The organism is Microbacterium sp. Leaf320, assembly GCF_001423485.1.
Classification (GTDB): domain Bacteria; phylum Actinomycetota; class Actinomycetes; order Actinomycetales; family Microbacteriaceae; genus Microbacterium.
The window spans coordinates 818,532-830,220 of the sequence record NZ_LMOD01000001.1; the positions used below are offsets into that span (position 1 = coordinate 818,532).

The 11,689-nt window shown below is 67.7% G+C and carries 7 protein-coding genes; 3 read left to right on the forward strand and 4 right to left on the reverse strand.

Features of this window, described 5'->3' with window-relative positions:
* Window positions 1-3 precede the first annotated feature (3 nt).
* The 3 genes from glgB to glgX form a co-directional block, all read right to left on the reverse strand.
* Window positions 4-2,208, reverse strand: coding sequence for a 1,4-alpha-glucan branching protein GlgB (gene glgB / locus ASF63_RS03895; RefSeq protein WP_056509764.1), 2,205 nt, complete (start codon window positions 2,206-2,208; stop codon window positions 4-6).
* Complete coding sequence (locus ASF63_RS03900; protein ID WP_082477808.1) at window positions 2,205-4,268, reverse strand: alpha-1,4-glucan--maltose-1-phosphate maltosyltransferase; 2,064 nt, start codon at window positions 4,266-4,268, stop codon at window positions 2,205-2,207. The genes glgB and ASF63_RS03900 overlap by 4 nt, the downstream gene beginning before the upstream one ends.
* A gap of 76 nt (window positions 4,269-4,344) precedes the next feature.
* Window positions 4,345-6,417 (reverse strand): glycogen debranching protein GlgX, encoded by a 2,073-nt coding sequence (gene glgX, locus ASF63_RS03905; RefSeq protein ID WP_056509766.1) that lies wholly within the window; start codon window positions 6,415-6,417, stop codon window positions 4,345-4,347.
* A 94-nt stretch (window positions 6,418-6,511) separates the two neighbouring features.
* On the opposite strand from glgX, the gene ASF63_RS03910 reads away from it, so the two are divergent.
* From ASF63_RS03910 to ligA, 3 genes are read left to right on the forward strand one after another with little or no spacing between them, the layout of a single operon-like run.
* Entirely contained in the window at window positions 6,512-7,687 is a 1,176-nt protein-coding gene (locus ASF63_RS03910; protein WP_056509768.1) for a cysteine desulfurase family protein, read from the forward strand.
* A 9-nt stretch (window positions 7,688-7,696) separates the two neighbouring features.
* Window positions 7,697-8,794, forward strand: coding sequence for a tRNA 2-thiouridine(34) synthase MnmA (mnmA, locus tag ASF63_RS03915; protein ID WP_082477809.1), 1,098 nt, complete (start codon window positions 7,697-7,699; stop codon window positions 8,792-8,794).
* Window positions 8,795-8,836: 42 nt separating this feature from the next.
* Window positions 8,837-11,152 carry an NAD-dependent DNA ligase LigA gene (gene ligA, locus ASF63_RS03920; RefSeq protein WP_056509772.1) on the forward strand — a complete coding sequence of 772 codons (2,316 nt, stop codon included), beginning with the start codon at window positions 8,837-8,839 and terminating at the stop codon, window positions 11,150-11,152.
* A 73-nt stretch (window positions 11,153-11,225) separates the two neighbouring features.
* Here ligA and ASF63_RS03925 read toward each other — a convergent pair whose 3' ends face one another.
* Window positions 11,226-11,681: a GNAT family N-acetyltransferase gene (locus ASF63_RS03925; RefSeq protein WP_056509774.1), complete on the reverse strand. Its 456-nt coding sequence runs from the start codon at window positions 11,679-11,681 to the stop codon at window positions 11,226-11,228.
* Between the last annotated feature and the right edge of the window lie 8 nt (window positions 11,682-11,689).

The following is an 11,689-nucleotide window of genomic DNA, read 5'->3' on the forward strand; positions in this document are numbered from 1 at the left end:
CGGTCAGCCGTGGCTGATCGTCGGCACGTGCGGGTCGCTCTGATGGCGGAGCCAGATCGTCGACAGCGCAGGTATCGTCATCGTCGCCGTCGGAGTGCCGCCGTCTGCGGTGTCCGCGACGACCACACCGAGATTGCCTGAACCTCGTCCGCCGTATTCCGCGGCATCCGTGTTGAGGATCTCCTGCCAGATTCCCGCGCTGGGCAGAGAGAGGCGATATCCGCTGCGCTCGACGCCGGCGAAGTTGCTGATCACGACGAGCCGGCCGCCATGGGCGTCGCGGCGCTCGAACGCGATCACGTTCGGATCCCAGCTGGGCGCACCGAGGCGCGAGAAGGACGAACCGTCGTTGTCGCGCTCCCAGAGCGGTGCCTGGGCACGATAGGTGCGGTTGAGCTGCCCGACGAAGCTCTGCAGCTGGGCATGGGACGGCTGCTCGAGCAGCCACCAGTCCAGCTCACGGGACTCGGACCACTCTGCGAGCTGGCCGAACTCCTGTCCCATGAACAGCAGCTTCTTGCCCGGGTGCCCCCACATGTACCCCAGGTAGGCGCGCACGTTCGCGAGCTTGTGCCAGTGATCTCCTGGCATCTTCGCGAGCAGACTGCCTTTGCCGTGCACGACCTCGTCATGGCTGATCGGCAGCAGGTAGTTCTCGCCGAACGCGTACACGAAGGAGAACGTCATCTCGCCCTCGTGGTGCGAGCGATACATCGGGTCTCGCTCGATGTACTGGAGCGAGTCGTTCATCCAGCCCATGTTCCACTTGAAACCGAAGCCGAGACCGGCATGATCGGTAGGAGCGGTGACACCGGGGAAGCTGGTCGACTCCTCGGCGATCATCAGCACGCCGGGATGCACACGATAGGCGGTCGCATTGACTTCCTGCAGGAATCGAATCGCCTCGAGATTCTCACGCCCGCCGTGGATGTTGGGTTCCCACTCTCCGTCGTTGCGGGAGTAGTCGAGGTAGAGCATCGAGGCGACGGCGTCGACGCGAAGGCCGTCGACGTGGAACTCGCTCAGCCAGAACAGCGCGTTCGCGACGAGGAATCCGCGCACCTCCGGACGCCCGTAGTCGAAGATGAGCGTGCCCCAGTCCTGGTGCTCGCCTCGTCGGGGATCCGGGTGCTCGTAGAGAGGCTGGCCGTCGAATCGCGCCAGCGCGAACGCATCCTTCGGGAAATGGCCCGGGACCCAGTCCATGATGACGCCGATGCCCGCCTGATGCAGGCGGTCGATCAGGTAGCGCAGGTCGTCCGGGCTGCCGAAGCGGCTCGTCGCCGCGTAGTAGCCGCTGACCTGATAGCCCCAGGATCCGCCGAACGGGTGCTCGGCGAGCGGCATGAACTCCACATGGGTGAAGCCGGCCTCCTCGACGTGCGCGATGAGCGGCTCCGCAGCATCCCGATAGCTCAGTCCGCCACGCCACGACCCCAGGTGCACTTCGTACACCGACAGCGGTTGCGCGACGGCATGGGTCGCGGCCCTGCGGGTCATCCAGGCGCCATCCGACCAGGCGTAGGTCGACTCGGTGACCACGGATGCGGTCTCCGGCGGGACCTGCGCGGCCTGCGCCATCGGATCCGCTTTGAAGATCCACGCACCGTCGCGCGTCCTGATCTCGTACTTGTAGGTCGTGCCGACCGGGAGATCCGGGATGAACAGCTCCCAGATCCCGCTCACACCCATCGAGCGCATGGCGTGGGGCTCGCCGTTCCACCCGTTGTGATCACCGACCACGCGAACGGCGGTGGCGTTGGGAGCCCAGACGGCGAAGCCCACTCCGACCTCGCTCTCCACGACCCGTGGATGGGCGCCCAGCACCTCCCAGAGGCGTTCGTGACGTCCTTCGGCGATCAGGTGCACGTCGATGTCGCCCAGCGTCGGGAGATGCCGGTAGGGGTCGCCGACGACGGTCTCGTCATCGGCGCCGTACGCCGTCGCGATCCGGTACGGCACAGGGGGGCCGTCGTGATTACCCTCCCAGATGCCGTGCGCGACGTGCTCCAATTCGAGGCGGGTGCCGTCGCCGAACACGGCGGCCACGCTCGCTGCGAGCGGACGACGGGCACGGATGACGGTGACCGTGCGGTCGCCCGCATCGGTGAACGGGTGCGCACCCAGCACCGAGTGCGGGTCGTGGTGGGATCCTGCCGCCACCGCGGCCCATTCCGACGACGTCGTCGCATCTTCCAGGTAGCTCATGAACGCTTCCTCACCTTCAGGATGTGCACCGGCTCGGCGAAGGCGTCGAGGCGCACGTAGTTGTGGTCGGTCCACGTCCAGACGGCTCCGGTGAGGAGGTCCTCGACTTCGAAAGGCTCGCCCAGAGGAACGCCCCAGATCGTCGTGTCGAGGTGGACGGTGGTCTCGCGCACCGAGTGGGGATCGACGTTGGCGACCACGACGATCGTGTCAGCAGAACCCGTTCCCGTGAATGCGGCATCGAGATGCTTGCTGTAGACGAGCACCGAGTCGTCGTCGCTCCAATGGACCGAGAGATTGCGCAGCTGACGAAGAGCCGGGTGCGTGCGACGGATCTCGTTCAGACGACGGAGAAGGGGTGCGAGCGAGTCGCCGGCGGCTTCGGCTCCCTCCCAGTCGCGGAGCTTGTACTCGTACTTCTCGTTGTCTATGTTCTCTTCGGACCCAGGACGCGCGACGTTCTCGAAGAGCTCGTAGCCGGCGTACACGCCGTACACGGGGGCAGCGGTCGCACCGATGCAGGCGCGGATGCGGTAGGCGGCACGCCCCCCGAACTGCAGGTACTCGGTGAGGATGTCGTGGGTGTTCACGAAGAGGTTCGGCCGCATGTAGTCGCTGGTCTCCTGCGACACGGTCGTGAGGAACTCCTCGAGTTCGGCCTTGGTGTTGCGCCACGTGAAGTAGCTGTAGCTCTGCTGGAAACCGACCGCGGCCAGCGCCCGCATGACGGCGGGGCGGGTGAAGGCCTCGGCGAGGAAGATCACATCGGGGTCGGCAGCGTTGACTGTGGCGATCAGCCACTCCCAGAACTGAAGCGGCTTGGTGTGCGGATTGTCGACCCGGAAGATCTTCACGCCCTCGCGCACCCAGTGCTGCACGATCCGGAGCATCTCCTGGTAGATGCCGGCCGGGTCGTTGTCGAAGTTCAGGGGGTAGATGTCCTGGTACTTCTTCGGCGGATTCTCGGCATATGCGATCGTTCCGTCGGGAAGAGTCGTGAACCACTCCGGATGCTCGGCGACCCACGGGTGGTCAGGAGATGCCTGCAGAGCGAGATCCAGGGCGACCTCCAGGCCCTCGTTCCGTGCCGCACGCACGAAGGCGCGGAAGTCGGCCGGCTTGCCGAGATCGGGGTGGATGGCGTCATGACCGCCCTCTGCCGCACCGATCGCGTAGGGGGAGCCGGGGTCTTCGGGCTCGGTCGTCAGCGTGTTGTTGCGCCCCTTGCGGTTGGTGATCCCGATCGGGTGGATCGGGACCAGGTAGATCACATCGAACCCCATCGCGGCGACGGCCGGAAGTCGCTTCGTCGCGGTGCGGAACGTGCCGCTCTTGATCGTGCCGTCCTTCAGCCGTCTGGCGCCCTCGGACCGGGGGAAGAACTCGTACCAGGCGCCTACCCCCGCGGTGGTCCTCTCGACGAGCAGGGTGTGCGCCGCAGACGTCGAGCGCAGCGTCGTCAGCGGCCGCTCGAGGAAAACCCGAGCGAGCTCGGTGTCGGTCGACAGCGCGATCGTCGTCGCAGCGTCTCCGTCCAGAAGCGCGGTGGAATCAGCGGCGAGGCGCTTGCGCTGTGCAAGAGGGCGGTCCTTCTCCGCGGCGGCGCGGGTGAGGAGCTCGGCGCCGAGTGCGGCCATGACCGGCACGTCCACTCCGGCGGTCACCTTCAGCTCGGCGGCATGCGCCCAGGTCGCGAAGTCATCGGAGAACGCCTCGAAGCGGAATGTCCATCGGCCTTGGACGTCGATCGCGACGTCGGCACTCCACCGATCGGTGCCGTCCAGCAGGGGGGAGAGGCGATGGAGGGACTCCTCACCGTCAGGGGAGGTCAGCCGCAGCTGCACACCGATCAGGTCGTGCCCCTCACGGAAGGCGACGACGCTGAAGGGCACGACTTCTCCCACGAAGGCCTTGGGCGCGAACCCCCCGGGAACAGCAGGTCTGCCGTCCACCAGCGGAATGCGCGTGGCGCGGAGCGAGTCGCCGTCCGACACGACGCCCAGCGGACGCAGAGGGATCTGAGCGGGACTCCGGAGAGCCTGAGGACTGGTGCTGCTCATTCGTGCGGCCACCCCCCGAATGTACCGCTACCGACGCACCGCGGGTAGCGAGCGGACGGCTTCGGCGCGCCGCACGTCATTCGACGCGGAAGAGCCTCATCGAGGTGCCGGGGATCGGCAGGATGTCGCCGGGCGCGAACGTCTCGCCGTCGGTGCCGGGGCGCTCGTCGGCGCTCGACCACAGCGACACGAACCGGGTCGCATCCTCGAGTTCCTCGGGCAGCCGCACGTCGATCGGCGACTCCGTGCCGTGCACGATCAGGAGGATGCGATTCGCCGCTTCACGGTCCGGAGTGGAGGCGGCGACATACTGCAGCGTGCGGTTGCCCGGGTCGGTCCACTGCTCGCTCTCCATCGTCTCGCCGTTCTGGTCGAACCAGTCCATGACGGAGGCGTTCGGGATGTGTTCGCCCAGTCGCGCGTATCGGCTCGGTCGCAGCGCGGGGTTCTCGGAGCGCAGCTCGATCAGTCTGCTGACGTGAGCTCGCAAGTCTTCCTGCCACGGCTCTGGGTCCCAGCCGAGCCAGGTCATCGCGGAGTCCTGTGCGTAGGCGTTGTTGTTGCCCCGCTGCGTGCGCCCGACTTCGTCACCCGCGGTGAGCATCGGGATTCCCGCGGACAGCAGGAGAGTGCCCAGCAGGTTGCGCATCGCCTTGCGTCGAGCCGCGAGAATGGCCGGGTCGTCTGTCGGACCCTCGATCCCGTGGTTGAACGCACGGTTCATATCGGCGCCGTCGCGGTTGTGCTCGCCGTTCGCCTCGTTGTGCTTGACGTCGTACGAGACGAGGTCGTGCAGGGTGAAGCCGTCGTGCGCCGTCACGAAGTTGATGCTCGCGAGCGGCCCGCGCTCATCGGCGAAGGTGTTGGAGGACCCGGCGAGACGCGTCGCGAAACCACCGATGCCGACCGGTGCCGAGGCCCTTCGCGCGTAGTCGATGTCACTCAGCCAGAAGTTGCGCACGCGGTCGCGGTAGCGGTCGTTCCACTCCAGCCAGCCCTTGGGGAAGTTGCCCGTCTGCCACCCGCCCATACCGACGTCCCACGGCTCGGCGATGAGCTTCGTCTCCTTCAGGATCGGATCGTCGGCGATCGCCGCGAGCAGCGGGTGCTCGGGTGTGTAGGTGTGCGAGCCGTCGCGCGCGATGGCAGCGGCGAGATCGAACCGGAAACCGTCGATCTGCATCTCCTGGGCCCAGTAGCGCAGCGAGTCGAGCACGAGGCGGGCGCCGGCATCCGTCGAGGTGTCGAGCGTGTTGCCGCAGCCCGTGGTGTCGATGTACGCCCCGGACGCGTCCTGACGGTAGTAGCCCGCGTTGTCGATGCCGCGCAGGCTCGAGCGAGGGCCTCCGAGGCCCTCTTCCGACGTGTGGTTGTACACGACGTCGAGGATGACCTCGAGTCCGGCCTCGTGGAGCAGTCGCACCATCCCCTTGAACTCCGCGAGCACGGCCTCAGGGCCTCCCTTCCGCGCGTCTTCCGTCGCATACGCGTTGTGGGGCGTGAAGAAGTTGAGGGTGTTGTACCCCCAGTAGTTGGTGAGTCCGCGCTCGAGCAGACGAGGCTCCGGCACGAACGCATGCACGGGAAGAAGCTCGATCGAGGTGATGCCCAGCTCGTGGAAGTACTCGATCATCGCGGGGTGGGCGAGACCCGCGTAGGTTCCGTGCAGTGCAGGGGGCACGTCAGGCTGTCGCTTGGTGAGGCCCTTCAGATGGCCCTCGTAGATGACTGTGCGATCGAGGGGGATGCGGGGCTTGACCGAATCGCCCCAGTCGAAGCCGTCGACGATCACGACGGATCGCCACTCCTCGTAGCCGTCGCCCTGGGCGAGGCCGCGCGCATACGGGTCGAGGAGGAGGGTCTCGGGGTTGAAGGTGTTGCCGGGGCCGTGTGGTCCGCCCACGCGGACCGCGTAGCGGGTGCCGGGCTGCAGCAGCTCGGTCGTGACCTCCCAGACACCGCCGGGGAGTCGCTCGAGGTCGATCTGATCGGTCACCCAGTCCAGGTCTGTGGCATCGAAGACGACGAGCTCGATGGACGACGCGTTCTGCGACCAGACGCGGAGGGTTCCGACGCCGTCGTGAAGGCGAACGCCGAGGTTGTCGAGTGCAGTACCGCCGGGCACGGTGATGTCTCGGATCGCGGGCATGAATACACCATAGGGGTCTGCGCTCGGGTCCCAGGACACGATGCACTCAGTTCCAGGTTCGCTCCGGCCGGCGAAAATGGGGGAGAGTTGAGGGATGCAGCACTATCTCGATCACGCGGCCACGACCCCGCTGCGCCCGGAGGCGCGCGAGGCGTGGCTGGAGGCGAGCGCGATCGTCGGCAACGCGTCGTCGACGCACGGAGCGGGGCAGGACGCCAGGCGCCTGCTGGAGGAGTCGCGGGAGCGAGCCGGCGCGGTGCTCGGTTCCGATCCGATCGAGGTCGTGTTCACCTCGGGGGGCACGGAGTCGATCAACCTCGCACTGCAGGGGCTGTGGCAGGCGCGTCCCGCGGGGACCGACGCGGTCGTCATGCCGGACGCTGAGCATCACGCGACCATGGACACGGTCGAGGCGCTGGTCGGGGCAGGCGCAGTATTGCGCGCTGTTCCGGTATATCGCACCGCGGCGATCGATGTGGGCGCTTTCGCCGCTCAGCTTCCGGGGTCGGCGCTGGCCACCGCATTGGTCGCCAACAACGAGTCGGGGACCATCAACGACGCCGCGGTGCTGGCCTCATCGGCCGCCGACGCGCGGGTTCCGCTGCACCTCGATGCCGTGTCGGCGCTCGGTCATGTTCCCTTGTCGTTCCGTGCCCTGCGCGGCGACGCCGCGGACGCCGTCGGACTCGTCGCGATGAGCGTCGCAGGGCATAAGATCGGCGCGCCCGTCGGTGTCGGCGCCCTCGTCACGTCGCGCACCGCGCGCCTCGCGGCCATCCTTCGCGGCGGCGCGCAGCAGCGCGGCCTCCGTGCGGGGACTCAGGACGTCGCGGGTGCGGCCGCGTTCGCCGTCGCCCTGGAACTCGCCGAGGCGGAGCGCGAGCGAGAGAACGCCAGGCTGAGCGAGATGCGCGATCGGATGGTCGACGGCATCCTCGCCCGTGTGCCGGCCGCCGAAGTCCTCGGGGATCGCGTCAAGAGGCTTCCGGGCAACGCGCACATCCTGTTCCCCGGCGCAGTGGGGGAGAGCCTGCTCTTCCTGCTCGACATGGCGGGCATCGCGACGTCGACCGGATCGGCATGTCAGGCGGGTGTGGCAGAGCCCTCGCACGTGGTCATGGCCATGGGGCGCAGCGAACAGGATGCGCGCAGTGTGCTTCGCTTCTCACTCGGGCGCACGTCCACGGACGCGGACGTCGATGCGGTCCTCTCGTCGATCGCTGATGCGTACTCGCGCGCATCCGGCTCCGGCTCAGCCGCACGCTCGTAGACTGGATCCATGAGGATTCTTGCGGCCATGAGTGGTGGGGTGGATTCCGCCGTCGCGGCCGCACGTGCGGTCGATGCCGGTCACGACGTCGTCGGCGTGCACCTCGCGTTGTCCCGCGCCGGGGGAACCCTGCGCACGGGCAGCAGAGGATGCTGCACCATCGAGGACGCACTCGACGCCAGACGCGCAGCCGACCTCCTCGGCATCCCCTTCTACGTCTGGGACTTCTCGGAGCGCTTCCGCGAAGACGTCATCGCCGACTTCGTGTCGGAGTATCAGGCAGGGCGCACACCGAACCCCTGCATGCGATGCAACGAGAAGATCAAGTTCGCCGCCTTGCTCGAGCGCGCGATCGAGCTCGGCTTCGACGCGGTGTGCACCGGGCACTACGCCACCCTGATCCCGACCGATGCCGGCCTCGAGCTGCACCGCGCTGCCGACAATGCGAAGGACCAGTCGTACGTGCTCGGAGTGCTGACAGCCGAGCAGCTCGCCCACACCTACTTCCCGCTCGGCACGACACCATCGAAGGCCGTCGTACGGGCAGAGGCCGCGGCGCGCGGATTGACCGTCGCCCAGAAGCCCGACAGCCATGACATCTGCTTCATCCCCGACGGCGACACTCGCGGTTGGCTCGCCGAGAAGGTCGGCACGGCCAGCGGTGAGATCGTCGATCGCGCGGGTGAAGTCGTGGGTTCGCACGAGGGCGCGCATGCGTTCACCGTGGGTCAGCGTCGCGGACTCAAGCTCGGTGTTCCGGCTGCTGACGGCAAGCCGCGATTCGTGCTCGAAGTGCGCCCCGTCTCGAACACGGTGGTCGTGGGACCGAAGGAGGCGCTCGCGATCCGCGAGATCTCGGGCGAGCGATTCAGCTGGGCTGGTGCCGCGCCTGTGGAGTCGGAGTTCGCCTGCGAGGTGCAGATCCGCGCTCACGCAGAGCCCGAGGTCGCTCGTGCCTTCGTCACTGCAGACGGCGTGCGCGTCGTCCCCGAGAAGCCTCTCAACGGTGTCGCTCCCGGACAGACGGCGGTGCTCTACGTCGGCACTCGCGTGCTGGGCCAGTTCACGATCGACCGCACGGTGTCCGCGGTACCCGTCGACGCGTAGCGCCTCCCTCGGGATGTCGGTGGCCGCTCGTAGACTGGCGGGGTGCCGGAGAACATCTCGCTGGAAGACGCCCGTATCGAAGCAGACGAGCTGACCACTCGCATCCTCGAGGCGAAGGACGCGTACTACGGGCGTGACACCTCCGTCGTCGACGATTTCACCTACGACGGTTGGATGCACCGGCTCGAGGAGCTCGAGCGGCTGCATCCCGAGCTGCAGGGCCAGGATTCGCCGACGCAGATGGTGGGCGCGGCCGAGGCGACAGGGCTCGCGACGATCGAGCACGCCGAGCGGATGCTCAGTCTCGACAACGTGTTCTCGATCGACGAACTCCGCGAGTGGGCGGCGAAGACGCGCGCCGCTGCGGGGCGAGACGTCGACTGGCTCACCGAGCTCAAGATCGACGGACTCGCGATCAATCTCCGCTATGAGAACGGGCGCCTGACGTCGGCTGCGACGCGGGGCGACGGACGCGTCGGCGAGATCGTCACCGAGAACGCACTGCGTCTTCCCGAGATCCCGCGGGAGCTCCGGGGCGACGGACATCCTGAGATCGTCGAGGTCCGCGGCGAGGTGTTCATTCCCGTCGCCGCCTTCGAACGGCTCAACGCCGCACAGGCGTCGTTCCGCGACAGGGCCTATGCCGATGCACTGGCTCGCTGGGAGGCGCGGGGAGGCGCGAAGAAGCCGTTCGACGAAGAGAAGGCGCGCACGGCGGCGGCCCGCCGTTTCCCTTCATTCGCGAATCCTCGGAACGCCGCCAGCGGCGGACTGCGTCAGCAGATCGACAAGAAGGACGGGCTCGAACTCGAGGCGGGGATGCTGCGGATCGAGTCCCTCGCGCTCTACGTGCACGGCATCGGCGCGTGGGAGAACCCTCCGGTCGCCGCGCAGAGCCAGGTCTATGAGCAGCTGGCCGAGTGGGGACTGCCCACGAGTCCGCACACCAAGGTCTGCACGAGCATCGACGAGGTGGCGGAGTTCGTCGAGTACTTCGGCGAGCACCGCCATGACATCGAGCATGAGCTGGACGGCATCGTCGTGAAGGTCGACGAGCTCTCGCTGCATGACGAGCTCGGTGCCACGAGCCGCGCTCCTCGCTGGGCGATCGCGTACAAGTACCCGCCAGAAGAGGTGCAGACGAAGCTCCTCGACATCGTCGTGTCCGTCGGGCGCACGGGACGCGCCACGCCGTTCGCGGTGATGGCCCCCGCGCATGTCGCGGGCTCCGTCGTCAGGCAGGCGACTCTGCACAACAAGGACGTCGTGAAGGCGAAGGGCGTACTGATCGGCGACACGGTCGTACTGCGCAAGGCGGGCGACGTGATCCCCGAGGTTCTCGGCCCTGTCGTCGAGAAACGCGACGGCACCGAACGGGAGTTCGTGATGCCGGTGGAGTGCCCCGAGTGCGGCACGCCGCTTCGTGCGATGAAGGAGGGGGACATCGATCTGCGCTGCCCGAACGCGCGATCGTGCCCGGCTCAGGTGCGCGGGCGCGTCGAGCACATCGGATCGCGCGGCGCTCTCGATGTCGAGGCGCTGGGCGAGGTCACAGCTGCTGCTCTGACGCAGCCGACGTTCCCGGAAGTCCCCCCGCTCGAGACCGAGGCCGGTCTGTTCGCCCTCACCCTCGACGAGATCGTGCCGATCGAGCTGTTCGTGCGCGACGCCGAGACCGGTCTGCCCAAGGAAGACGACGAAGGTCTCGTCAAGACGCGCGCACCGTTCCGCCGGAATCCCAGTGCGGCGGAGAAGAAGTCGGGCCTCGAGGGCCCTCAGCCTTCGTCGCAGGCGCTCACGCTTCTCGCCGAGCTCGAGAAGGCCAAGACCAAGGATCTCTGGCGCCTCCTCGTCTCGCTCAACATCCGTCACGTCGGGCCTGTCGCCGCCCGAGCGCTCGCGCAGTGGTTCGGCTCGCTCGACGCCATTCGCGCGGCGTCGCGAGAAGAGCTCGCTGCCGTCGAGGGGGTCGGCGGCATCATCGCCGACTCGCTGCTCGCCTGGTTCGACGTGGACTGGCATCAGGAGATCGTGCGGCAGTGGACGCAGGCCGGCGTGCAATGGGCCACGCCCGGGCACCCTGGTCCCGGCGCCGCGGTCGCGGAGGGCGGTGTGCTCGACGGACTCACCATCGTGGCGACGGGGTCCCTCGACGGGTACACGCGCGACGGAGCGCAGGAGGCCATCATCAAGGCCGGCGGCAAAGCGGCCTCGAGCGTCTCGAAGAAGACCGACTTCGTCGCGGCGGGTCCGGGTGCCGGATCCAAGCTCGGCAAGGCGGAGGAGCTCGGCATCCGCATCCTCGACGCGGCACAGTTCCACATCCTCGTGACCGAGGGGCCGGACGCCCTCGGCTGAAGCGATACGGAGCGCTGATGTCGGCACGCCTCGCGCGCAGCGTGGCGACCAGACCATCAGGTCCTGACCACGCCTACGCGTCGGACATGTGCTGGAGCAGCTTCGGCGACCCGGCGAATCCGAGCCTCCGATAGACCGGGACGGCGCGTTCGCTCGAGTGCACGGTGATTCTGGAGGCGCCGGCACCGTGCGCGTGGGCCGTCGCCGCGTCGACGAGAGCGGTTCCCACACCTCCACCGCGATGCTCGGGTAGCACGAACACGCTCTGGATATCCGCGGAGAGGCGGTTGCTCGCACCAGGGCTCGGAACTCGGGGAAGCAGCGCGACCCATGCGGCGCCGACTATCTCGCCATCGATCGTCCGCGCGACGAACGCGGAGTGCGTGGCCCGATGGTGGTCCCACCAGGAAGCGAGAGACGTCACGAACGAGTCGAACTCTCCATCGCCGGCATCGACGGCGGCTCTGTCGATCCACTTCACGCGCGCCAGGCCCCGAACATCGTCGGGGCCTGCGCGCTCGATGTGCACGTACGTGC